Source organism: Priestia sp. VA7 (assembly GCF_055710015.1).
On record NZ_JBVQPN010000002.1, the window covers coordinates 1 to 24176 of the forward strand.

At 39.1% G+C, this 24176-nt stretch carries 19 protein-coding genes and 2 tRNA genes; 14 read left to right on the forward strand and 7 right to left on the reverse strand.

Features of this window, described 5'->3' with window-relative positions:
• The first annotated feature begins 49 nt into the window (after positions 1 to 49).
• From AC0C45_RS06670 to aceA, 4 genes are all read left to right on the forward strand, one after another.
• Positions 50 to 124: transfer RNA gene (locus AC0C45_RS06670), tRNA-Asn, on the forward strand.
• Positions 125 to 128: 4 nt separating this feature from the next.
• Positions 129 to 200 (forward strand) — tRNA-Glu (locus AC0C45_RS06675).
• Between the two features lie 208 nt (positions 201 to 408).
• A complete protein-coding gene (locus AC0C45_RS06680; protein ID WP_237893428.1) occupies positions 409 to 1668 on the forward strand; it encodes a M48 family metallopeptidase in 1260 nt (419 codons plus the stop codon).
• A gap of 392 nt (positions 1669 to 2060) precedes the next feature.
• The gene (gene aceA / locus AC0C45_RS06685) at positions 2061 to 3344 is read left to right on the forward strand and encodes an isocitrate lyase (RefSeq protein ID WP_034654451.1); all 1284 of its coding nucleotides are present in this window, start codon (positions 2061 to 2063) and stop codon (positions 3342 to 3344) included.
• 196 nt (positions 3345 to 3540) lie between these two features.
• On the opposite strand, the gene AC0C45_RS06690 is transcribed toward aceA, so the two are convergent.
• Positions 3541 to 3777: an IDEAL domain-containing protein gene (locus AC0C45_RS06690; RefSeq protein ID WP_016762998.1), complete on the reverse strand. Its 237-nt coding sequence runs from the start codon at positions 3775 to 3777 to the stop codon at positions 3541 to 3543.
• Between the two features lie 176 nt (positions 3778 to 3953).
• On the opposite strand from AC0C45_RS06690, the gene AC0C45_RS06695 reads away from it, so the two are divergent.
• The 9 genes from AC0C45_RS06695 (at position 3954) to AC0C45_RS06735 (ending at position 20473) form a co-directional block, all read left to right on the forward strand.
• The gene (locus AC0C45_RS06695) at positions 3954 to 5147 is read left to right on the forward strand and encodes a TolB family protein (RefSeq protein ID WP_472927979.1); all 1194 of its coding nucleotides are present in this window, start codon (positions 3954 to 3956) and stop codon (positions 5145 to 5147) included.
• Positions 5138 to 5932: an alpha/beta hydrolase family protein gene (locus tag AC0C45_RS06700; protein WP_472927980.1), complete on the forward strand. Its 795-nt coding sequence runs from the start codon at positions 5138 to 5140 to the stop codon at positions 5930 to 5932. The genes AC0C45_RS06695 and AC0C45_RS06700 overlap by 10 nt, the downstream gene beginning before the upstream one ends.
• Before the next feature lie 162 nt (positions 5933 to 6094).
• Complete coding sequence (locus AC0C45_RS06705) at positions 6095 to 6712, forward strand: TVP38/TMEM64 family protein (protein ID WP_013081701.1); 618 nt, start codon at positions 6095 to 6097, stop codon at positions 6710 to 6712.
• Between the two features lie 580 nt (positions 6713 to 7292).
• Positions 7293 to 8033, forward strand: a complete 741-nt coding sequence (gene fabG / locus AC0C45_RS06710; protein WP_472927981.1) for a 3-oxoacyl-ACP reductase FabG — start codon at positions 7293 to 7295, stop codon at positions 8031 to 8033.
• A gap of 262 nt (positions 8034 to 8295) precedes the next feature.
• The gene (gene addB, locus AC0C45_RS06715; protein ID WP_472927982.1) at positions 8296 to 11796 is read left to right on the forward strand and encodes a helicase-exonuclease AddAB subunit AddB; all 3501 of its coding nucleotides are present in this window, start codon (positions 8296 to 8298) and stop codon (positions 11794 to 11796) included.
• Positions 11789 to 15526, forward strand: coding sequence for a helicase-exonuclease AddAB subunit AddA (gene addA / locus AC0C45_RS06720; RefSeq protein ID WP_472927983.1), 3738 nt, complete (start codon positions 11789 to 11791; stop codon positions 15524 to 15526). The genes addB and addA overlap by 8 nt, the downstream gene beginning before the upstream one ends.
• A gap of 53 nt (positions 15527 to 15579) precedes the next feature.
• The gene (locus tag AC0C45_RS06725) at positions 15580 to 16764 is read left to right on the forward strand and encodes an exonuclease SbcCD subunit D (RefSeq protein WP_047931031.1); all 1185 of its coding nucleotides are present in this window, start codon (positions 15580 to 15582) and stop codon (positions 16762 to 16764) included.
• Positions 16761 to 20153 (forward strand): SbcC/MukB-like Walker B domain-containing protein, encoded by a 3393-nt coding sequence (locus AC0C45_RS06730; RefSeq protein WP_472927984.1) that lies wholly within the window; start codon positions 16761 to 16763, stop codon positions 20151 to 20153. The genes AC0C45_RS06725 and AC0C45_RS06730 overlap by 4 nt, the downstream gene beginning before the upstream one ends.
• Positions 20154 to 20167: 14 nt before the next feature.
• The gene (locus tag AC0C45_RS06735) at positions 20168 to 20473 is read left to right on the forward strand and encodes an HNH endonuclease (RefSeq protein ID WP_047931029.1); all 306 of its coding nucleotides are present in this window, start codon (positions 20168 to 20170) and stop codon (positions 20471 to 20473) included.
• A gap of 46 nt (positions 20474 to 20519) precedes the next feature.
• Here AC0C45_RS06735 and AC0C45_RS06740 read toward each other — a convergent pair whose 3' ends face one another.
• From AC0C45_RS06740 to AC0C45_RS06765, 6 genes are all read right to left on the reverse strand, one after another.
• Positions 20520 to 20738 (reverse strand): spore germination protein, encoded by a 219-nt coding sequence (locus AC0C45_RS06740; protein WP_016763004.1) that lies wholly within the window; start codon positions 20736 to 20738, stop codon positions 20520 to 20522.
• Positions 20739 to 20788: 50 nt separating this feature from the next.
• On the reverse strand, positions 20789 to 21229 hold the full coding sequence (locus tag AC0C45_RS06745) for a spore germination protein GerPE (RefSeq protein ID WP_047931028.1): 441 nt from the start codon (positions 21227 to 21229) through the stop codon (positions 20789 to 20791).
• Between the two features lie 12 nt (positions 21230 to 21241).
• Entirely contained in the window at positions 21242 to 21418 is a 177-nt protein-coding gene (locus AC0C45_RS06750) for a hypothetical protein (RefSeq protein ID WP_013055355.1), read from the reverse strand.
• Entirely contained in the window at positions 21415 to 22131 is a 717-nt protein-coding gene (gene gerPC / locus AC0C45_RS06755; protein ID WP_034654436.1) for a spore germination protein GerPC, read from the reverse strand. The genes AC0C45_RS06750 and gerPC overlap by 4 nt, the downstream gene beginning before the upstream one ends.
• A gap of 89 nt (positions 22132 to 22220) precedes the next feature.
• On the reverse strand, positions 22221 to 22496 hold the full coding sequence (locus AC0C45_RS06760; protein WP_016763006.1) for a spore germination protein GerPB: 276 nt from the start codon (positions 22494 to 22496) through the stop codon (positions 22221 to 22223).
• A gap of 30 nt (positions 22497 to 22526) precedes the next feature.
• A complete protein-coding gene (locus tag AC0C45_RS06765) occupies positions 22527 to 22748 on the reverse strand; it encodes a spore germination protein (protein ID WP_013055358.1) in 222 nt (73 codons plus the stop codon).
• 198 nt (positions 22749 to 22946) lie between these two features.
• Between AC0C45_RS06765 and AC0C45_RS06770 the strand changes: the two genes are divergently transcribed.
• Entirely contained in the window at positions 22947 to 24119 is a 1173-nt protein-coding gene (locus AC0C45_RS06770) for a DUF418 domain-containing protein (RefSeq protein ID WP_280168825.1), read from the forward strand.
• Positions 24120 to 24176: the final 57 nt, after the last annotated feature.

Below are 24176 nucleotides of genomic sequence, written 5' to 3' on the forward strand. Positions count from 1 at the left end.
CCTGATAAGCGTGAGGTCGGTGGTTCGAGTCCACTTAGGCCCACCATATTCCACAGTAGCTCAGTGGTAGAGCTATCGGCTGTTAACCGATCGGTCGTAGGTTCGAGTCCTACCTGTGGAGCCATACTGGCCCGTTGGTCAAGCGGTTAAGACACCGCCCTTTCACGGCGGTAACACGGGTTCGAATCCCGTACGGGTCATCTTAAAAGCAGTTTGCATATGCAAACTGCTTTTTTTGTTGTAAACAGAGTTTATTCTTTTGTCTAAACTCTATTTTCCGTTTTTCTATGATTTCCTCGCCCAAAATTGCATTTCTTATAGCACATCTATAAACGCTTGTTCTAAATTTCGAAAAAAAACCTACAATAGTAATAACGGCATACTGTTTGTACAAAAGGAGGGGAATGCGTGAAAAAAATTTTTTGGTGGTCCATCGGAGTTTTTCTTGTGTATGGAGCGTGTATTTTGGTGTATTTATTCTATATAAGCGATACCTCTATTCCACAATCATTAAAAGGCACCAGCGTAGACCCAGCTACGTTTATGAATGCACGAGAACTTATGTTGACCGAAAAATATTCAAAAATTAGAGATGCGCTCTTTTTTATCCGAATTCCATATGAGTGGCTAGGGTTTATCTTAATTTTAGTGTTAGGTGTGTCTAAGAAAGTTAATAAGTGGTCTAAAGACGTCAGCCGTTTCAGTCTTCTCCAAACTGCTATTTATGTATTTTGGTTATCTGTTCTGCTGCTGATCTATTCTTTCCCTATGGACTGGATTAGCTATAAGCTTTCAAAGGCTTATCATATTACGACGCAACCTTTCCAAGGATGGATGAAAGATCTTTTTACAGATTTTTGGGTAAACTATGCCACCATGTTTTTAGTGATTGCTGTGTTATATGCATTCATTCGTAAGTTTTCAAAAAGATGGTGGCTGTATGCGTGGCTAGTATCTATTCCATTTACGCTATTTTTGACGTTTATTCAACCGGTGGTTATCGATCCGTTATATAACGATTTTTATCCATTAAAGAATAAAGAGCTGGAGACGAAAATTTTACATTTAGCAGACGAAGCTCATATACCTGCTAAGCATGTATATGAAGTAAACATGTCTGAAAAAACGAACTCCCTTAATGCATATGTGACGGGAATAGGTTCTAATTCAAGAATTGTGTTATGGGATACCACTCTTAATAAATTAACGGAACGTGAAATTTTGTTTATCATGGCGCATGAAATGGGTCATTATGTAAAGAAACATATTTATGTGGGGATTGCTTCAGCATTAGTTTTATCGATCGTAGGCTTATGGCTAACGAAACATTTAGCCAGCTTTGTGATTAAGAGATGGGGGAAAGCATTAAAAATTACTTCTCTTAGTGATGTAAATTCTTTACCGCTTATTTTACTTATTTTTTCTATTCTTACATTTGCTGTGAGTCCGTTAACAAACATGCAGTCGCGTCATCATGAACTTCAATCTGACACGTACGCTATGGACCTAACAGGAGATAAGCAAGCTGCTATTAAAACGTTTCAGGACTTAACGAAATCAGGACTATCTCAGGTAAATCCGCCGTATTTAGTGAAGATTTTCCGATATGGTCACCCAACAATACTGGAAAGAATTTCATTTGTTGAGAAGTATGAAAGAAATGAATAAGTGATATAAGAAAAAGTAAAGGATATATGAAGCCTTTTATACGTAGGTATTAATAGAAAAGCCTCCTTGCGAGTAGGAAAAAAATTCTAAAAGGAGGTTTCATTTCCGAAAGTACTGTTATATAATAACGTATGTAAAATAAAAACTGTTTTATAACAATAGGGAGGAATAGTTATTTGTGATTGAAAAGATAGCAGTCTAAATTCTCAGCGTATATTCACCTCAGCTAAGTCTTACTACATGTCCTTCAACTACTTACTTATTTCATCTACGTTCTTGCTCATATTATGGCAAGATGCTAATTTACTTCATCATGAAACAGACATATTCTAACTGCTGCGTTTTATATTTTTATGAATATAGAATTTTAAATTTATTAGGGGGTATAAAGAATGAAAGACATTCGTGTAAAAAACCTTGAAGAGAACTGGAAAAGCGATGAGCGTTGGAAAGGAATTGAACGTCCATATTCTGCAGAAAAAGTCATTGGGCTAAGAGGGTCCATTGATATTGAACATACGCTTGCTAGAAGAGGAGCCGAAAAGTTCTGGAACTTATTAAAAACAGAGCCATACGTTCATGCCTTAGGAGCTTTAACAGGGAATCAAGCAGTACAACAGGTAAAAGCAGGGTTAAAAGCAATTTACTTAAGCGGATGGCAAGTAGCTGCAGATGCAAATCTTTCAGGAAACATGTATCCTGATCAAAGTTTATACCCGGCAAACAGCGTGCCGCATGTTGTGAAACGAATCAATCAAGCGCTGCAGCGTGCCGATCAAATTCAGCATTTAGAAGGAGAAGGGGATATCGATTACTTTGCTCCAATTGTAGCAGATGCAGAAGCAGGGTTTGGAGGACAGTTAAACGTATTTGAACTCATGAAAGGAATGATTGAGTCGGGAGCATCTGCCGTACACTTTGAAGATCAATTATCCTCTGAGAAAAAGTGTGGTCATCTCGGCGGCAAGGTATTGCTTCCAACTCAAACCGCTGTGAAAAATTTGATTGCTGCTCGTTTAGCTGCTGATGTAATGGGTGTTCCAACACTTCTGATTGCTCGTACCGATGCTGATGCCGCTGATTTAATTACAAGTGATGTTGATCCTGTAGATCGCCAGTTTATTACAGGTGAACGCACTGCTGAAGGTTTTTATCGCACGAGAGCCGGAATCGATCAAGCTATTGCTCGTGGCTTAGCATATGCGCCATATGCAGATCTAGTATGGTGTGAGACGTCTGAACCAAACTTGGAACAAGCACAAAAATTTGCAGATGCTATTCATGAAAAATTCCCAGGTAAAATGCTTGCTTATAACTGTTCACCATCTTTCAACTGGAAGAAAAAGTTAGATAAGAAAACGATTGAAAAATTCCAAAGAGAAATTGCAACAATGGGCTACAAGTTCCAATTTGTTACGCTTGCTGGCTTCCACGCTTTAAACCACAGCATGTTTGAGCTGGCACGAGGATATAAAACAAGAGGAATGGCAGCTTATTCAGAGTTACAAGAAAGAGAGTTTGCTAGTGAAGTAAATGGATATACAGCTACAAGACATCAGCGTGAAGTAGGAACGGGCTATTTTGATGAAGTGGCACAAGTAGTTTCTGGTGGGACTTCTTCTACAACAGCTTTAAAAGGTTCCACAGAAGAAGAGCAGTTTCAGACGCATAAATAACAAAAAAACCTATGAGTGGAATGGTCGGTTACGTCCACTCATAGGAAAGATTCTACTAAAAAAGATTCTTACAGGTGTAAGAATCTTTTTTTATGTAGTAAACACGATTTAACAGACAGCTGTTCTTCCTGAGAAGAAAGGATCTGCCTGTTAAACGTACATATAAATCATTAACATGAATTAAGTTCTTAAAATATTAAGTAGATGTTTGAAGCAGGGATTGGTACTGTGCTGATAGCTCATAGAAAGCAATTTCATCACGTTGATCTAATGCCGTGTTAATGTTTGTTTCTAACAGTTCTTTTTGACGCTTAAAAAGCGATTCATCAATTACCATTTCGATATAAACATCCAACATACTCACAGTATCAATTATTTTTTTCTTGCGAGCGAGGGACTTCATCATTTCCGTGTACGATTTTTCATTGTTCATACCTCATCACCTCTGCACCCTTTTTATTATTATATAGATTAAAAGAAGAAAAAACAACTAATTTTCTAAATTTTTAGATTTTTATTTTTAGAAATGATAAAGTAAGAGGGAAACGCTACTTTCGTTTTTATCGATTGACTATTTGGTTTAAAAATGAGTGCTTGGGGGCGAAGAAATTGAATCATTTAAAAAAGCGTACGGTAACGATAGAGGATTTGTATGAATTGAAGTCTGTTTATAATCCTCAGATTTCTCCAGATGGGAAAAGTGTAGTTTATACGGTTCGAGAAACGAAGAAAATAGAGAACGCGTATGAAACGCAGCTGTTTATGCTAGATATTGAAACGAAAGAAACTAAGCAATTAACGTACTACAAAGGAAATAATCATTCTCCCGCCTGGTCCCCGGACGGCAAGTGGATTGCTTTTTTATCCGATCGCAGTCAAGCTGTTCAGCTATACCTATTAGCAGTGGCAGGAGGAGAAGCAGAAGCACTCACAGATCTTGAAAAAGGCGTTAGTAATCTGGTGTGGTCTCCTTATAGTGACGAAATTATGTTTTCTACAAAAGTAGGAGAAAAAGCTGTAAGAGTTGAACAAAATTATGAATATCCTCAGCCTTACGAAGTGGAGCGTCTATTGTACAAATCCGATGCCAGCGGTTATTTAAAAGGTGAATATGCTCAAGTTGCTGTCGTTAAACTTAAAAACAAAGAAGTGACGTTTTTAACGGATGGACCTTATCATCACTCTGTTGGGTGCTGGTCCCCTGATACAAACTCAATTGTATTTTGCAGCAGCCGAGGAGAGAATCCGGATTTATCATTAACTATGGACGTGTTTATTTTGCATCGCGATACTAAAAAAGTAACATCTATTACAGGAGAAACAGGATATTTTCATCAAGTTTCGTGGTCACCGGATGGGTCATACATAGCATACATTGGAAATGAACGTACATATGGATCAGCTTCAATGAATGACATATACATTTATCAGATCTCTAACCAAAAAACAGCTTGTATCACTGCTGGCATAGACTTAGAAGTAGGAGATATGGTAGCAGGAGATTTTCACTTTGGAAGAACCGCAGCGGGAATTATGTGGGGCCGTAATGAAGAATTTTATTTTGTCGTAAGTGAAAAGGGGTCTGTAGGCATATATAAAGGAAATGTGAATGGAAAGTTAGACCCTGTATTTGTGGATAATGCTCACGTATATGGGATATCTGTTCTTCCAAATTGTGAGGAAGCTATCGTGGCAATCAGTACATTTACACATCCCGGAGATCTTTATTCTCTAAATTTAAAAACAGAGGAATTAGTGAAGCTGACAAACGTTAATGCTTCATTTTTAAAGCTGTGCAGTTAACGGAAGCAGAATCTTTTTACGCGACTTCTACGGACGGTATACATATCCACAGTTGGGTCGTAAAAGCGGCTGCTACCAATGATGTATCTCCAACCATTTTAGAAATTCACGGAGGTCCGCATCTTATGTATGGTCATACATTTATGTTTGAATTCCAAGTACTTGCATCAAAAGGGTTCAATATCCTCTTTTCTAATCCAAGAGGCGGCAGAGGATATGGTCAAGCATTTACAGATGCGGTTCGAGGGGATTACGGAGGCATGGATTATACGGATTTGATGGCAGTGACCGACGAAGCAGTTAAGCGCTACTCTTATATTAATGAAGATAAGCTTGGCGTAACAGGAGGAAGCTACGGAGGGTTTATGACAAACTGGATTGTAGGAAGTACAAATCGATTTAAAGCAGCGGTAACGCAACGGTCTATTTCAAATTGGACATGTTTTTACGGCGTTAGTGATATTGGCTATTATTTTACCGAATGGGAATTAAAAGCTGATATTTATGAAAATCCGGAAAAACTTTGGAACCACTCGCCGCTTCGTTTAGCGGAGAACGTTAAAACACCGCTGTTAATCTTGCATAGCGAACAGGATTATAGATGTCCAATTGAACAAGCTGAACAGCTTTATGTGGCACTGAAAAGAAAAGACAAGGAAGTAGAATTTATTCGTTTTCCCCAGTCTAATCATGAACTTTCTAGAAGCGGTAAGCCTAATTTACGAACGGCAAGACTAAAATATCTAACAAGCTGGTTTAAACGTTATTTAAAACAGTCTCAGTAAAAAGTGCATGGCTGTTCAACCAAAAATGTGTGTGCAAATAAAGGCTGTATGGCAAACGTAAAAGAACAGGAAAGGTAAAACGCTGTAAAACTTTTGTTTGGTAAAGGAAAGTAGTACAATAAGTGAAAAGTAGCACAGTTGTTTAAATAAGGAGAACATTCGATGGATTTTGAAACATTAAAGCATTATTTGACATTAGACGGCGTCCTCGAGTTATTAAAACAATATCAATCATTTGGAATCATTCCAGGGCTGCTGTTGCCTATTTTAGAAGCGTTCATCCCCATCTTGCCGCTTTTTGCGTTTGTAATGGCCAATGCTGCTGCTTTTGGCTTATGGTTAGGTTTTTTAATTTCATGGGTTGGCAGCTGCGTTGGATCACTGCTTGTCTTTTTGATTTTTAGAAAATATGGACAGGCGAGGTTTTTACATTTCATCAGCCGGCATGCGCAAATTCGAAAGATTATGATTTGGGTAGAAAGACACGGGTTCGGACCGCTGTTTATTATGCTTTGTTTCCCTTTTACCCCGTCTTCGGCAATTAATGTAGTAGCAGGACTATCACGTGTTAGTATGGCTCAGTTTATGCTTGCTGTATTAGCCGGTAAAATGGTGATGATATTTATGATGAGCTTTATTGGGGCCGATTTTGTTTCATTTGTGAAACAGCCTCTAAAAGCAGTACTTGTTTTAGTCATCATTTTTGTTCTATGGCTTGTTGGAAAACAAATTGAACGAAGATTAAATGAAAAATCTAAAGTGAAACAGTATGACAAATAGTTTGTTTATATATAACAAATAGTGATGAAAGACTGCTTTTTAATAGACAGTCTTTTGTTATACATACAGCCAAAAGGGGTATTGTAAACTATAGAAAAGCCTTTTCTTATAGGGATACAACAGCATTTTTGAAAGGATCTTAAAATTTTTCTTAAAGAAGTTATTTGTCTGTTTATTCGGTTGGCAGAACAATGCATATACAGAGTATCTGTCCAGTAATGAACAAGTTTTTTGTTTATCAATTGTGAGAAATATGCTAAAATAAAAGAAAAAACTGGGAATAAATTAGACGTCTATTCCTAGTTGCACCTAAGTAATGAACCCTTTGTTTTCTAGAAATATACATGTTTTTTCTCAACATGTATTATCACCTCATGTATTTCAAAACGTTTTCTTAAAAATTATATGAATGATTTTTGAGCTTGGCTACTAAGATGTAAGTAGAGGGATCATTACTAGAAAAGCACCGAATGATCATTAAGACGTGCTTGGCGTCGTTTTGAGGAGGGGAATGCGCTACTAAGATTCAAGCGACTTGCTGATTAATCGTTGTTAGTAAGCGTCTTATAGCGCGGGTGACATGAGATTAAAAGATAAAGTGGCAATTATTACGGGTGCAGCAAATGGATTAGGGTTCGAAGCTTCTCGAATATTCGCACAAGAGGGTGCAAAGGTCGCTATGGTTGACTACGATGCAAAAACTGGAGAAGAACGAGCAGCTCAGCTAAAAGAAGAAGGCGGAGATGTAGCATTTTTTCAAGTGAACGTAGCGGATCGAGACAGTGTAGATGCAATGGTAGAAGAAGTAGTGAAACACTACTCTAAAATAGATATTTTAATTAACAATGCAGGTATCACTAGAGATGGAATGCTAACCAAATTATCAGTTGAAAATTTTCAAGCAGTAATCAACGTAAACCTTACAGGCGTTTTTCACTGTACACAAGCAGTGGTACCGCATATGGTTGCTCAAGGTAAAGGGAAAATTATTAGCACATCTTCGGTATCTGGCGTATATGGAAATGTTGGTCAAACAAACTATGCGGCGACAAAGGCAGGCGTAGTAGGAATGACAAAAACATGGGCTAAAGAGCTTGGACGAAAAGGGATTAATGTAAACGCTGTAGCTCCCGGGTTTATTGAGACAGATATGGTGAAGGCGATGCCAGACAAAATCATTGATCAAATGAAATCCACTATTCCTTTACAAAGATTAGGTCAGCCTTCTGACATTGGTTATGCTTATCTGTATTTAGCATCTGATGAGTCCAACTATATTAACGGTACAACACTTCATGTAGATGGTGGAATCATGATGTAAAAGTAGAAAATAATTCGCTTTTCTAAAACTTTTCAGCGGTCTTTTGACTACTGAAAAGTTTTTTTGTTGCATCCAGCATTTCACATATCGGCAAAGTGGAATTTTGTCTGCAAGTTCAGTAAAATAATAAGGAGAGAGATAGAGAGATTTAGATGATGATCACTATAAAATTTTGACGACTGCGTCACGTGTTTACGTGGCGTTTATCCATTTTGTACTTAAACAAATGAAAACATAGAGAAAAAAATGAAGGGGTGAAAACGTGGGGCTACAGTTTTTATTAGGACGTTCAGGAAGCGGGAAAACGGAATATCTTTTAAATAGCATGCGCCAAGAGCTGTTAAATGCTCCGCTTGGGCATCCACTTATTTATATTGTACCTGAACAGATGACATTTCAGTCGGAGTATGCGCTTGTTCAAACACCTGGGTTAGAAGGCATGATGCGTGCTCAAGTTTATAGTTTTACACGTCTTGCATGGCGTATCCTGCAAGAAGTGGGAGGTATTAGCCGCTATCATGTGGATCAAACAGGTATTCATATGATGCTTAAAAAAATTATCGAACATCAAAAAGAAGAGCTTCGACTGTTTGCGAATTCTTCAGAACAAGCAGGGTTTATTGAAGAACTAGAAAAAATGGTTAAAGAATTTAAACAGTACACAGTAGATGCCCCGTCTCTCGAAGAGATGAAGAAAAAGCTTCAAGCAGAAGATGAGAAAGTTCTTGCTGATAAATTACATGATTTACATCTCATTTACGGAGAATTAGAAAACCAGCTGATGACGAAATATGTAGATGGGGAAGATTATTTGAAGCTGCTGAGTGAAAAAGTAGCGTCTTCTGCCTACCTTGCTCAAGCAACAATTTATGTGGATGGATTTCATCACTATACTCCTCAAGAATTAACCGTATTAGTAGAGCTGATGAAAGTTTGTAGAGAAGTAAAAATAGCGGTGACTTCTGATTATTCATATCAAGATTTTATTCCAAATGACTTGCACTTGTTTCGATTAACGAGCGAAACGTACCAAGAACTAATGGGCCTTGCGGCTGAAAACGGGATAGAGATTCAAGAGCCAATCGTATTTAACGAACAAAAAAGACATCAAAACAGTCCAGAGCTTGCCTATTTAGAACGATATTATGATGAACGGCCAACGCCGGAATTTCAGTCAGAGCCCGAGAACATTCAGCTTCTGCCGGCTGTTAGCCGAAGAGCAGAAGTTGAAGGGATTGCAAGAGAAGTGCTTTCACTTGTGCGCGATCGCGGCTATCGCTATCGTGATATTGCCTTGATTGTTAGAAATGCAGAAGACTACCATGACTTGCTTCAAACCATTTTTCAAGATTATGAAATTCCGTACTTTATTGACCAAAAGCGAGCGATGTTTCACCATCCACTCGTTGAATTTATTCGCTCAGTCTTAGAAGTGATAAGCGGGTCATGGCGATATGAAACCATCTTTCGAGCAGTGAAAACAGATCTTTTATTTCCTTTGTCATCTGATGTGCACCAGCTTCGCGAAGAGATGGATGAATTAGAAAACTATGTACTTGCTTACGGTATTCAAGGATCTAAGTGGACGAGCAAGGAACCATTTACCTACAGAAAATATCGTTCACTTGAAGACATGAACCTTGGGAAAACGGACGAAGAGCTTGCTTTTGAGCAAAAAATAAATGAATTAAAAAATATGATTGTTCCTCCTATTTATTCGCTTCAGCAAAAATTAAAACAAGGGAAAATAGGAAAAGAAAAAGCAGAAGCGCTCTATCGTTTTTTAACGAATTTAGATATTCCACAAAAGATAGAAGCGCTGCGCAATCGATGTGAAGAAGAAGGAAAGCTTCAGGAAGCCAGAGAGCACGAGCAGGTATGGAAAGCAATTCTTCACTTATTTGATCAGTTTGTTGAAATGATGGGAGAAGAGAAAGTATCGATTTCTTTGTTCGCAGATCTATTTGAGACAGGGCTTGACAGCATGCAGTTTGCACTTGTTCCGCCTGCACTGGATCAAGTGGTTGCGGCAAGTTTTGAGCGTTCGCGTTTATCCAATATCAAAGCAAGCTTTGTGTTAGGTGTAAATGACGGTGTGATTCCAGCTAAACCAAAAAGCGATGGCCTGTTATCTGAGAAGGAGAGAGAGCAGCTGCTTGAATCAGGTTTATTACTTGCGCCAACCGGAAGACAAAAGCTGTTTGACGAACAGTTTCTCATTTATTTAGCACTTTCCAGCTCTTCGGAAAAACTTTATGTTTCGTATCCTCTTGCCAATGAGGAAGGGAAGACCCTGCTGCCTTCACTCGTTATTAATCGAGTAAAAGAGCTATTTCCGCTCCTGCAGGAAAAGCTGTTAATGACGGAACCTACAGATTTAGAAGAAGAAAAGCAAGTTGATTATATCACAAATCCTTTAACGAGCATCGCGCATTTAGCCAGCCAGCTGCAAGGATGGAAACGCCATTATCCGATGAGTTCCGCTTGGTGGGATGTGTATAATTTTTATGTGGAAAATCCAGATTGGAACTCATACAGTGGGAAAGTACTAAGCAGCTTATTTTATAAAAATGAAGCAAAACGCTTAACAAAGAAAACGAGTCAGCGTCTGTATGGAAAGCATATTCAAGCAAGCGTATCGAGAATGGAAAAATTTGAAGCCTGTCCATATGCGCATTTTGCTTCTCACGGGCTCAAGCTTAAAGAACGAAAAGTTTTCAAATTGGCGGCTCCTGACATAGGCGAGTTATTTCACGCGGCGTTGAAAATGATTTCAGACGAACTTCGCGGCGGTCAAAAAGAATGGAAGAACTTAACGAGAAAAGACTGTCAGCAGCTTTCTACGGCTGCAGTGCATGAACTTGCTCCGCGCTTGCAAAATGAGATTTTATTGAGCTCGAATCGCCACCACTATTTAACACATAAGCTGCAGCAAATTATTGAACGTGCGTCGCTTGTGTTAAGTGAGCACGCTAAGATGAGCGGCTTTGTTCCTGTTGGATTGGAGCTTGGATTTGGACCTAGTGCAGAGCTGCCTTCTATGCAGTTCACACTGCCAAATGGCCATACGATGGAACTCGTTGGACGAATTGACAGGGTAGATAAAGCGGAAAGCTCAAAAGGACTTTTACTGCGTATTGTCGACTATAAATCAAGCGATAAAGCATTAAACCTAGTGGAAGTGTACTACGGTTTATCTCTTCAAATTTTAGCTTATTTAGACATAGTCGTGACGTATGCTGAACAGCTTCTTCATGATAATAGAGGAGCATTGCCTGCTGGCGTTCTTTATTTCCACGTTCATAATCCAATGATCAACAGTACTAAAGCATTACAGCCTGATCAAATTGAAGCTGAAATCTTCAAGAAGTTTAAAATGAAGGGACTGCTTGTAGGAGACGAGGAAGCAGTAAGGTTAATGGACGAAACGTTAGAATCAGGGCACTCACAGGTTATATCAGCTGGCATTAAAAAGACAGGGGGCTTTTATTCTAATTCTTCGGTTGCGAGCGAAGAAGATTTTACACATCTCCGTCAGTATGTGCGAGGTAAATTTGTGGAGGCAGGTACAGAGATTACAAATGGAAAAATTGATATTTCTCCGTATAAACTAAAAGATAAAACACCATGTGCGTTTTGTGAATACCGCTCAATCTGTCAGTTCGATGAATCAATGGAAAACAACGAATATCGTCAGCTTAGTACAGAGAGTCAAAGTGTTATTTTAGATAAAATTCGAGAGGAGGCCAAACGAGATGAGTGAAGATATACACGTGAAACCGGCCGACTCCCAGTGGACGGATGACCAGTGGAACGCCATTGTTTCATCCGGTCAAGATATATTAGTAGCCGCGGCGGCTGGCTCAGGAAAAACAGCGGTTTTAGTCGAACGTATTATTAAAAAGATTACAATGGGCGAGGAACCAATCGATGTTGATAGATTACTAGTTGCTACGTTTACAAATGCTTCTGCAGCCGAAATGAGAAATCGAATTGGAGAAGCATTGGAAAAAGAGTTAAAAAAGAATCCATCTTCTTTGCACTTGCGCAGACAGCTTAATTTATTAAACCGTGCGTCGATTTCTACGCTCCATTCTTTTTGTTTAGAAGTCATTCGAACGTATTATTATTTGATCGATGTAGACCCTGGTTTTCGGATTGCAGATGATACGGAAGCGGATCTTCTGCGTGAAGAAGTATTAGAAGAATTGTTTGAAGAACAGTACAGTATTGAACAGAACGAGCGATTCTTTGATTTAATTGATCGTTATACAAGTGACAGAAATGACTTAGATATTCAGCTTATGGTAAGAAAGCTGTATGACTTTGCAAGATCTAACCCTGACCCAAACGGCTGGCTTGAAATGATCGTGAGTCAATATGATGTGACAGAAGACTCTTCTATTGATTCACTTCCGTTTCTATCTTTTCTTTTACAAGAAGTAACAACGCAGCTGATGGGCATTGAGTCGATTTTAAAACAGGGCTTAGAGTTAACAAAGCTGCCAGGAGGGCCTGCTCCTCGCGCCGTTAATGCAGAGGAAGACCTGGCTCAAATTCATCGGCTGATCAGCGCTTCTAAGCATTCTTTTGCTGATTTGCATGAGGAAATGCAGAATTTGAATTTTACTCGTTTAAAGCCATGTAAAGGAGAAGCATACGACTCGCAGCTTTTAGATGATTTCGGAGAGCTTCGCAAAAAAGCTAAAACAAGTCTTGAAAAACTTCATGCTGATTTGTTTTCTAGGCCTTTGCACGGCTACATGGCTGATTTTGAGAAAATGAAACCCGTTATTGAAACGCTAATCTTTTTAGTTCAGCGCTTCGGTGAACGATATGAAAATATGAAAAAAGAGAAAGGGTTAGTGGACTTTTCTGATTTAGAACATTATTGCCTGCAAATCTTGAGTGTAAAAGAAGATGGAGTGCTTAAGCCTTCGTCCATTGCCCAAAAATATCGTACTCAGTTTGAAGAGGTGCTTGTTGACGAATATCAAGATACAAATATGGTTCAAGAAACACTGATTAAATTAGTGACGAGAGATAGTGAAGAACAAGGGAATTTATTTATGGTTGGAGATGTAAAACAATCCATTTACCGCTTTCGTTTAGCGGAGCCATTTTTGTTTTTAACAAAGTACAAGCGCTTTACACAAGATGGTCGCCAGTTCGGAAAACGTATCGATTTGAATAAAAACTTCCGTAGTCGTTCTCAAGTGCTTGATGCTACAAACTTCATTTTTAATCAGCTGATGGATGAAGAAGTAGGAGAAATTGCATATGACGATGATGCTTCTTTAAAATTAGGAGCATCGTATCCAAAAGTGGAAGGAATGGAAACGGAGCTTCTGCTCATTGCAAAAGAAAATGCAGAAGAAGGAGGGGAAGAAGAATCGGATTCTTCTCTCGTCGCTTTTTCAGAAGCAGAGCTTGAAACGGCTCAGTTAGAGGCAAGAGCAATGGCGCGTAAAATCAAAGAACTCGTTCAAAACCGCTTTCAAATATATGATCGCAAGCTCGATATCATGAGAAATGTGACGTATCGTGACTTTGTTATTTTGCTTCGTTCCATGCCTTGGGCTGCGCAGATTATGGATGAATTTAAGCAAGAAGGCGTGCCCATTTATGCCGATTTATCAACAGGTTATTTTGATGCTACTGAAGTGATGATTATGATGTCTTTATTAAAAGTAGTAGATAACCCACATCAAGACATTCCGTTAGCTTCTGTTCTTCGCTCACCGGTAGTAGGGCTTTCAGATGAAGAGTTAGCTACACTGAGAGCAGAGCAAAAGAAAGGAACGTATTACGATGCGTTAAAAACGTACTTAGCGGTTTCAGATGATGAAGAACTTCGCGATAAAGTAAAGTATTTCTATGAGCAGTTAAAAGCATGGAGAACACAAGCTAGACAAAGCTCCTTGTCAGAACTGGTATGGCAAATTTACCGCGATACGGGTTTCTTTGAATTTGTTGGCGGACTTCCTGGCGGGAAACAGCGTCAAGCCAATTTACGTGCTCTTTACGATCGCGCTCGCCAGTACGAGGCAACTTCATTTAGAGGTCTGTTTCGATTTTTACGCTTTATTGAACGCATGCAGGACCGAGGGAACGATTTAGGAGCTGCTCGAGCACTGGGAGAACAAGAAGATGTGGTGCGTTTGATGACGATCCACAGCAGTAAAGGTCTTGAGTTTCCTGTTGTTTTTGTAGCTGGTCTTGCTCGTCAGTTTAACTTAATGGACTTGAATAAAGCATATTTACTCGATAAAGAACTAGGTTTTGGATCTAAATATATTGATCCAAAACTGCGTATTACGTACCCTACTCTTCTTCAGCAGACCATGAAGAAAAAAATGAAAAAGGAAAGCATGGCAGAGGAAATGCGGGTATTATACGTAGCTTTGACGCGTGCGAAAGAAAAACTTATTTTAGTTGGAACAGTAAAAGATGCAACAGAAAAGCTCAGACAATGGAGCTCCGTTATGGCACATGAAGATTGGACGCTTCCAGCTCACGTGAGAAGAGATGCAAAATGTTATTTAGACTGGATTGGACCTTCTTTAATTCGTCACCAAAATGTTAGTCATATGGTTGAAGGAGAGGTCCAGCCGGCTGAGGTGATTCATCAGCATGCTTCAAGCTGGAAACTTTCAACGTTATTAGCAGGTGATTTAGCCGAACAGCCTCTTGAAGAGCAGCAGCATCATGAAGAGCTTTTAAACGCTCTTCAAAAGCATGAGCTAGTTTCAGAATCGAGCCATTATAAAGACGAAGTGTATAGACGCTTAAATTGGTCTTATGATTATCGTGTAGCTTCCGTTCATCGTTCGAAGCAATCTGTTTCTGAACTAAAAAGGCAGCAGCAGCTGACGGACGCAGGTGGAAGCGACGATCTCGTTCGGGGATCTAAAGCACCTCTTGAAAATCGTCCGCTGTTTCTTCAAGAGAAATCTCTGACAGGAGCTGAAAGAGGAACAGCTACACATGCCGTTATGCAGCAGCTTCCATTAAATAAAGCTTATACCCTTGAAATGGTTCAAGACTTTATTCAATCAATGGTTACCAAAGAATTATTGACGCAAGAACAAGCGGATGCTGTTGATGCAAATGATGTAGCAGACTTTTTAGACAGTGACATTGCACAAGGTATTCGAACGGCTCGCACGGTTTATAGAGAGATGCCTTTTAGTTTAGGTGTCTCCGCTAAAGAAATCTATGATCATTGGGAGCAGGAAGACGAAACAATTTTAGTGCAAGGTATTATTGATTGTTTGTATGAAACGGAAGAAGGCCTCGTTTTACTTGATTTTAAAACCGATAACATTTCGGATCGTTTTCAAGGGGATTTTGAACGAGCAAAACCATTTCTAATTGACAGATACCGCATTCAGTTAGAGCTTTACGCAAAGGCCATTGAGCGGATTGTAAAACAACCTGTGCAGCATCGCTATCTGTACTTTTTAGATGGTGGATATGCTGTTGAAATATAAAAAAAGAAGAAGGCGATAGTCTTCTTCTTTTTCACCAATAAGGAGAGAGTGACATGCGTTTATTACATACAGCGGATTGGCATTTGGGGCGAACGTTAGAAGGTCGAAGCCGCCTGGCTGAGCAAGCACAGTTTTTAGATGAACTGGCAGACATTGTGGAAGAAGAAAAGATAGATGCTATTCTTATGGCGGGAGATGCCTTTGATACGGTTAACCCTCCAGCAGCGGCAGAGCAGCTTTTTTACGAAAGTATGTCTAGGTTGAGCAACAATGGAAAACGTCCGATTATTGTTATTGCAGGTAATCATGATAACCCAGATCGGCTGTCGGCGGCTTCTCCATTAGCTGTTCATCAAAATATTACGCTTCTTGGTTTGCCTACTACCGATGTAGAGAGCATTTACATTCCTACATCAGATGAAATGTTAAAGGTTGCGGCTCTTCCTTATCCATCTGAATCAAGGTTAAAGGAACTGTTAGCAGAAGAAAATGATGAGCTGGCTCTTCGAAACTCATATGATGCCAGAGTAAAAGGTATTTTCGACAAAATGAGTGAGCAGTTCACAACAGATAGCGTTAATATTGCCATGAGTCATATTTACGTAGCAGGCGGAAGTTCAACGGACTCAGAACGTCCAATTGAAGTAGGAGGAGCTTATACGGTGGCGGCAACTAGTTTACCTGCTAATGCTCAATATGTAGCATTAGGACATTTGCATCGCCCGCAAATGATCAATCGCGCCAGCACCTTTGCAAGATATTCCGGTTCACCTCTTGCCTATAGTTTTTCAGAGTCTGGCTATGCAAAGTCCGTTACCATTTTAGATGCTAAGCCAGGAAAAGAGATTGAAATGACTGAAATTCCATTATCCAGCGGAAAGCCTTTGACACGTTGGAAAGCGAAAAACGGATTGTCAGAAGTATATACGTGGCTTGATGAGCAAAAAGATACGCAGGCATGGGTTGATTTAGAAGTTCACGTAGAAGATGCACTTTCACTAGAAGAAATCCATCGCCTTCGCAAGCTTCATCCAGGCTTTATTCATATCCGTCCGGTATTCAAAGCGGAAGAACTAGCGCTTGAAACAAGTTCACAGCGCGAAGTGCCGATCGAAGAACTGTTTACAAAGTTCTACAGCAGGCAAACCGGCGGAGGGGCACCTGATGATGAATTAGTCAAACTGTTTTTAACCTTGATTAACGATGAAGAAGTATCGGAAAAGGAGGATGAAAAATGAAACCTATTAACTTGACCGTTTCGGGGCTTCACAGTTTTAGAGAAAAACAAACTGTCGACTTTGAAGCGCTGTGTTCAGGCGGTGTTTTCGGAATATTTGGTCCTACAGGAAGCGGGAAATCCTCCATTTTGGATGCCATTACACTAGCTTTATACGGAAAAGTAGAGCGTGCAGCAAATAATACACAAGGAATTTTAAATCACGGGGAAAATGAACTGAAAGTATCGTTTACGTTCGAGCTGGAAAACGCTAGTCATAAAAAACGCTATACTGTTGAACGAAGCTTCAAACGGACGGATGAACTGCGTGTGAAATCAGCTTCAAGTCGATTGATTGAAATCGAAGATGAAACGTACGTATTAGCAGATAAAACGAATGATGTAAATCAGCAGGTACAGGAACTTCTCGGTTTAACTATTGATGATTTTACAAGAGCTGTTGTATTACCACAGGGAAAGTTTGCAGAGTTTTTATCGTTAAAAGGGACGGAGCGCCGTCAAATGCTGCAGCGTCTTTTTAATCTCGAGCAGTACGGAGATCAGCTTAGTAAGAAAATACGCTATCAAGTTCAGCAGCTAAAAACAGACCTAGATAAAATCACGGCAGAACAAACGGGATTAGGTGAAGCTTCAACAGAGAAAGTAGCGGAAGCCCAGCAACTTGTAAGTGATAGCATTGTACTTTTGGAAAAACGAGAAAAAGAAGCGTCTGATTTGCAGGAAAGATACGATCAGCAGGCGTCTCTTTGGAAAGCGCAGCAGGAAAAAACAATGCTAGAAGAAAAACTAGTGCATGCTTCTAAGCAGGAAGAGGAGATTAAACAAAAGCAAGATGTGCTGACGAAAGCTCAGCAGGCAGAACGTCTTTTTCCCTATTTAGAAACATTTGAACAAGCTGAAAAACAGCAGAAGCTTTATGAAGATAAAGTAGAAAAATTAAAAGCACAAATTGTTCAAAAAAGTGAGGAATATAAGCGCTCAAATAACTTATATGAGCAGGCTCGCTTACAAAAAAATGAACAGCAGCCCAAATTGGTTGTTCAAAAAGAACAGCTTCAACAAGCTTCTGATCTTCAAAAACAAATTAAAGAAGGTCAGCAAGAAATAAAAGAAGCGGAAGTTTCTCTTCAGCAAAAGCAGCAGGCACTTCAAGCGAAAAATGATGAATTAATGGAAGCAGATAAGCGGTATCAGCAAGGCTTGACTCTTCAAAAAGAGTTAAAAGAAGCATTAACAAAAGTGGAAATTCAACCTGATTATCGGCAGGCTGTTCAGCAAGCATTTTATCATTATCAAGTATGGAATAACGATAAAAAAAATCTAGATGAAGGTCAAAAAACGTATAAAGAAAAAGCCGAACAGCTTAAGCATTTGCACACACAAAAACAAACACACCAAGAGAGATATCAGCAAACAATAGAACAAAGTAAAGGGTTATTTGCAGATATTCAAGGCTTGTATCACACCGTATGTGAGCGAGAAAAAGAGTTTCAGCAGCTTTTTCAACAAGCAGATCGTTTAATGAGCGATCTAAAAAGACGCAAAGAAAAAGAATGGTCACGCCGTCTGGCTCATCAATTAGCTGAGCAGCTGACCCAAGGTGAGCCTTGTCCAGTTTGTGGCTCTGAGAATCACCCTAACCCCGTATTACACCAACAAGAAGATGACATCACAACTGAATCAGCGGATCAGTTCGAAGATCAAGTTAATCAATTGCGTGAACAGCGATTTAGCTATTCGTCGCTCAAAATGCAGCTTGAACAGCTAGCTAAACCTCTTGTTGAAAAAATACCTGAGTTAGCTGAGTTTATGAACGAAGCTGGCGAAGTTCCTGCTTTAGGAGAAATGGATACAGATGCCTTTGAGCATTACGCTAAGAAAATAGAAGTTGAAATCAAATCTCTTGAGCAGGATTATTTGCAGGTAAGTGAAAAACAGCAAGCAATTCTCGGGCAGATACAAAAGGTCCAGCAAAGTCTTGAAAAGATTGAATTAGAGCTTGCTCATTATCAAAAAGAACAAGCTGAATTAGAAGGAAAAGTAAATCAGCAAAAACAGGTGCTACAAGCAGGAAAAGAAGCTTTTCAACAAGACTATCCTTCCTTTGTATTTGAAGAAATGGAAAAAATTAATGAAAGGCTGACTGAAAGAGAAAAAGAAGAGCAGACAATAAAGGCTCGAATTGAAAAAAGCAGCGTATTTTTTGAAAATCAGCAAAAGAAAATCGAACGTCTAAAAGAAGAGAAATATGCGGGCGAAAAAGAATTTACAGAATTAAAAGCAATGCTGTCTCATAAACAATCTCTTGTTCACTCGCAAATTGAACGCTTGCGTACGCTTACAGATCAAGAAGATATTGAACAGGCGTTGCAAAAAACACTTCTTTTACTTGCGGAGTTAGAGACGGATGAACAGCAGGCATATCAACATTGGCAGACTGTTCAAAAAGCGTATCAAACGCTGCAAATGGATGAAAAAGCAGCGAGCGAATCTCTAGAAACAGCTTATATGCAGTATAAAAAAGCAGCTGAAAAATGGGAAGAAGCTATAAGGAATTCTTTATTCAGCGAAGGAAAAGAAGTTCAGCAAGCTTTGTTATCACATGATGAGATGAAATTGTTGGATGAAACTGTTCAGGCTTATTGGGACAACATAAAACAGATGAAGTCATCAATTGAAAAGTTAAATATCCAGCTGAATCACCAGTCCATAGAAGAGCAGCAATTTGAAGAAACTCAGCAGCTGCTTCATGATATAAAAGCGGCTGTGAAAGAAGCCGTTCAGCTCAAGGGAGCAGCTGAGCAAACGTTAAAAAGCGTTAAAGAACGACATGAGCGATTTTTAGTGCTTGAACAAGACCGTGAAGAAAAACAAGCATTATTTGAACAGTATCAAAAGCTTCAAACAGTATTTAAAGGAAATGCTTTCGTGGAATATATTGCTGAAGAACAGCTGATGTCCGTTAGCCGAGATGCTTCAGAGCGTCTGGGTATATTAACACGTCAGCGCTATGCCATTGAAGTTGATTCCCAAGGTGGCTTTATTATGAGAGATGATGCCAATGGAGGCGTAAAACGTCCGGTTTCAACTTTATCTGGTGGAGAGACGTTTTTAACTTCGCTGGCTTTAGCCCTTTCATTATCTGCACAAATTCAGCTAAGAGGAGAATATCCACTGCAGTTTTTCTTTTTAGATGAAGGATTTGGAACACTTGATGGAGAGCTTCTTGATACGGTTGTTACAGCGCTTGAAAAGCTTCAATCAAATAATTTATCAATTGGAGTCATCAGTCACGTTCAAGAACTTCGCGCTCGTCTGCCAAAACGTTTGATTGTTGAGCCATCCGAGCCTTCTGGCAAAGGAACTAGTGTAAGAGTAGAAACTTTATAGGGAAGGAAATCTATATGAAGAAAAAAGACAGGCGGATAGGAACATGCGAATTATGCGGAAGGCAGGATGTCTTGACGACCGTACATCATTTAACGCCAAAGGAAATGGGCGGAGCGTTTGAACCAACGGCAAACTTATGTATTCCGTGTCATAAACAAATTCATGCATTATATACAAATGATGAATTAGCCATTCGTCTTAATACGATTTCTTTATTACAAGCTGATTCTAAAATTAGCTCTTTTATTAAATGGATTCGTAAACAGCCTTCTTCTAAATTACCTAAAACAAAGAAATCAAACAGCCGAAAATTCAAGTGAATAAAAAACCCCTTATCTGCTTTAGTAGCAAAGATAAGGGGTTTTTTTAAGCGTTTGCTGCTATATTTTGATCGAATAAATCTGGATCTAACGTATTTGTTCCTGAAATGCCGTTATTGGTATTAACAAAGTTACCTGTATTTAAGGAACCAGAGCCTGAGGCTGTTTTAGCGGAACTTTTTGGAGAGACGTAGAACGTATCTCCAAACGTTACGACACCGCCTCCGACGCTCGTGATACTAACGGGTCCGATTATTGCTGGCATGAGGTTCACACCCTTTTTTCTTGATATCAGTTTAGTATATGAGCAGCTTGTTAAAAGGTTCGCTCACTGCCGCTAGCTTGTGAAGAAGTACTGCTTGATGTTCCTGTTTCAGTTTCCTTTGAAGGTTCATCGTTGATCAGTTCGCGAATATGCTTAATGCGGGCTTCTGCATAAACATTACACGTTGATCCAATATGAATAACTGACGAGAATGAGCACCCTTTTATATCAATTCTGTTAACGCGGATCAAAGGTATTTCATTCCATGTTTGAACGGGAATAGGTTCGTAATCGCCATGAGGAATAGGCTCATTAAAGATAGCGTAATCATCAAAGTTTCCTTCTCGACCGTAGAAAAACGGATACTGTCTCCGATCAGCTAAAGCTTTATTAAGTAGATGAATTTCTGTTGAATCTCCAATTTGGCAAAAGGAGCTCGCCGACAAGGAATTAATTTCTATATAATTAACAGAAGATGTGCGTGAAAGCATAGGTAAGCTCCTTTATGATAACGATAGTGGAACATAAGGGCCGATAATCAAAGATTCAGCCGGCGTATCAAATGTTGAGGATAGAGAGATGTAATTGGCATCACCAATTAAAAAAAGAGAAGAAGAAGATACGCCTGTAATACTAACGTCTCCAACAAGCAATTCGCGGTTTACAACGTTAAAGTTCATGAAGGGGGTCCACCTTTCTTTAAAGATTCAGGTAAATAAGTTAAAAATGCATCAATTCCTTTTTTCATATCTTCATAAAGTTTACCGATAATTTGAGGTTTAATTTGTTCAAAATTTCGTTCCATTTCTTCCGGCTGAACTTGCTGTATATAAAAAGTAATCCGCTGCTGCAGCTGCTTTTTAATATCTTCTAAAATAAACTCGTAGTACGATTCATCAATCATCATCGAGCGCTCATCAAGCACATGTTGAACTATAGAAAATCCATATTGATTAAGCTCAGCTAAAATCGTTTCGTGGATATCAGAGACCCACTGTTTTTCTAGCTGGCGGTCCAATGGTTTTAAGCTAGGATTTTGTGGTCCAGGACCTCCGGGTTGTCCCGGCTGCTCACCTTGAGGCGGCTGCCCTTGTGGCTGAGCTCCTTGCGAAAACGTTACTTCTGGTTTCTCATTGATAATGATATCTTCTAAATTATCAGGCGTAAGAGGGTTTAATCCAATATTTAATGTTCCATCTAATGAATCAATTTTTAACTGTTCAAATTTATATTCAATTTTATCAATTTTAATAGGTGGCTGTTCACCTAACTCTTTTATTTTTTTCTGAAGTTCTTGTACGTTTTTTTCAAGCTGAGCAATGCGTCCTTCTTGCTGCTGAATATACGAAGACATTTGCTGAACATACTGATGTACTTGCTGAATATAGTCCATGTTATCCACCTTCAATCACCTCGATTCCCTTATCTTCTGATAAAGAAAATAGTTATATATATACATATGGCGATGAAGGTTGTAACATGTCAGTCGTTGTCTCGAACTGGGGGAGTTAACGACTGTGAGAAAGGAGCTGGGGCAGTGCCCGCACCGGTTCCGGGAGTAAAGGTAGAAGGGGAAACAGATCCAAGAATGCCTTTTTTTGTTTCAGTAGGTGCAGCGCCTGTAAACCCTCCTGTATTAAAGAGATTTGAGTTGGGTTTAATGACACCGACGCTTCCAATTTGAAGTACCGAAGAGTTACTTACAGCACTGATTTTCATACTTTGAATACAGATACTTTGATTCACATAAAAGTTCATAAGCATCCTCCTGTATGAGCTTCATTTCTATTATAGATTTCCAGCGACATTTTGATCATTTACGTCATTGTCTGACGTATTGGTTGAGCTCTGCTGATTCACAACATATAATCCGTCACCTGTATTAAACGAACCTGCGCCAGCAAATGTTTTAGCAGTGGAAATAGGGGCTATTGTATAAACATCTCCAATATGAAAGACGCTGGCTGAACCAACACTGTTAAGATTAACAACACCAACAATGGCAGGCATAGGCAAACACCCTTTTAATTTAGTCTAGTAACAGCATATGAAGCCTAGACAAAAAGGTGATTAATGCTTTTTCTTTATCTATATGCCGAGAGTAAGCAAAACATTAAAGAGAGGAATGGAAATAGTAAACATTGAAGAAAAACTTTTGCGTTCGATATAATGTGAAAGCAATAATGAAATAATGTAAGGTGTGAAAGAATGAAACGTTTCAAAATGAACGCAGCTGATAAAGAACAGCGCATTGAGGCAGCAGATGTATTAAAAGGAATCGCGCTTATTGGTATTTTGCTCATGAACATGCCGAATTTTTATTCACCTGCTTCCTATTACGACCATAATTTGTTGGACGGTTCAAGAATGAATTATGTTGCTAATGGATTGGTTGATGTAGTTGTAGGGCAGACAGGCTACGCGCTGCTCGCTATTTTGTTTGGATTTGGTTTTATGAAAATGTTCCAGCGTACATACGAAAGGCAAGTAAGCTTTACTCCTTTTTATGTACGAAGAATCACGGCTTTGCTTCTTGTTGGTGCTATTCATGCTTTATTTATTTGGTACGGTGATATGATTGTGATGTACAGCTTCTTCGCTTTGATGATGCTATTTTTTCAAGAAGCAAAGAAAGAAGTGTTATTAGCGTGGGGAATCGGAATATTTAGCATTTATGCTGTGATTATGATTGTTATTTTAACAGTAGCGGCTTTTGTTAACGAAGGAGAGACAGCAGCGGGAATTCACCAGCCTATTATTGACCAGGCGCTTCAAGCATATGGACACGGAAGTCTTGTGTCAATCTTTCATCAGCGCTTGCTTGATTGGTACTACGCGTATAATTTAAATACGGTTCCTTTTCTGTTTTTATCGCTATTTCCACTGTTTTTATTAGGCGGTTTTATGGCGAAAAGCGAGTGGTTCGAAGAAATAGAAGAATATATAGTGGAGACAAAGTGGCTTTGTCTTATTTCATTCATCGTGTATGCAGCATCATCTGTATTGCCGTATGTTTTAGATCACAATGTAGCGACATCGTATATTCACGATACAATCGGAGGAACGGCAGGAGCAATTTTTATTGTAACGTTGGTCACATTAGCTATGCGAAGTGTATCTATTCAAAAAGCCATGCAGCCATTTGCCCTTTTGGGGAGAATGATTTTAACTAATTATATTGTCCAGTCCATTGTATGCACATTTCTTTTTTACTCATATGGGTTAGGATACTACGGACATATTTCAATTGTAGAAGGCTTGGTTATTGCGGGGATTATCATTTTTATTCAACTGCTGGTAAGCCGGATATGGATGAGCCTATTTTCAGATGGACCCCTTGAAAAACTCATTCGGTATGCTACTTATGGACGCAGCCGCTAAAAATCCTTTTCCTTCCTTATATTATTGGTGAAGGAAAGGTTTTCATGATATGATATT

Bases quoted from the DNA above. Each gene is read 5' to 3' on its own strand.
- AC0C45_RS06770 (WP_280168825.1), top strand. From the start codon at position 22,947: ATGAAACGTTTCAAAATGAACGCAGCTGATAAAGAACAGCGCATTGAG.
- AC0C45_RS06760 (WP_016763006.1), bottom strand. From the start codon at position 22,496: ATGAACTTTTATGTGAATCAAAGTATCTGTATTCAAAGTATGAAAATC.
- AC0C45_RS06740 (WP_016763004.1), bottom strand. From the start codon at position 20,738: ATGCCAGCAATAATCGGACCCGTTAGTATCACGAGCGTCGGAGGCGGT.
- AC0C45_RS06690 (WP_016762998.1), bottom strand. From the start codon at position 3,777: ATGAACAATGAAAAATCGTACACGGAAATGATGAAGTCCCTCGCTCGC.
- gerPC (WP_034654436.1), bottom strand. From the start codon at position 22,131: ATGGACTATATTCAGCAAGTACATCAGTATGTTCAGCAAATGTCTTCG.
- AC0C45_RS06725 (WP_047931031.1), top strand. From the start codon at position 15,580: ATGCGTTTATTACATACAGCGGATTGGCATTTGGGGCGAACGTTAGAA.
- AC0C45_RS06730 (WP_472927984.1), top strand. From the start codon at position 16,761: ATGAAACCTATTAACTTGACCGTTTCGGGGCTTCACAGTTTTAGAGAA.
- AC0C45_RS06705 (WP_013081701.1), top strand. From the start codon at position 6,095: ATGGATTTTGAAACATTAAAGCATTATTTGACATTAGACGGCGTCCTC.
- AC0C45_RS06745 (WP_047931028.1), bottom strand. From the start codon at position 21,229: ATGCTTTCACGCACATCTTCTGTTAATTATATAGAAATTAATTCCTTG.
- AC0C45_RS06735 (WP_047931029.1), top strand. From the start codon at position 20,168: ATGAAGAAAAAAGACAGGCGGATAGGAACATGCGAATTATGCGGAAGG.
- AC0C45_RS06765 (WP_013055358.1), bottom strand. From the start codon at position 22,748: ATGCCTGCCATTGTTGGTGTTGTTAATCTTAACAGTGTTGGTTCAGCC.
- addA (WP_472927983.1), top strand. From the start codon at position 11,789: ATGAGTGAAGATATACACGTGAAACCGGCCGACTCCCAGTGGACGGAT.
- AC0C45_RS06750 (WP_013055355.1), bottom strand. From the start codon at position 21,418: ATGAACTTTAACGTTGTAAACCGCGAATTGCTTGTTGGAGACGTTAGT.
- aceA (WP_034654451.1), top strand. From the start codon at position 2,061: ATGAAAGACATTCGTGTAAAAAACCTTGAAGAGAACTGGAAAAGCGAT.
- fabG (WP_472927981.1), top strand. From the start codon at position 7,293: ATGAGATTAAAAGATAAAGTGGCAATTATTACGGGTGCAGCAAATGGA.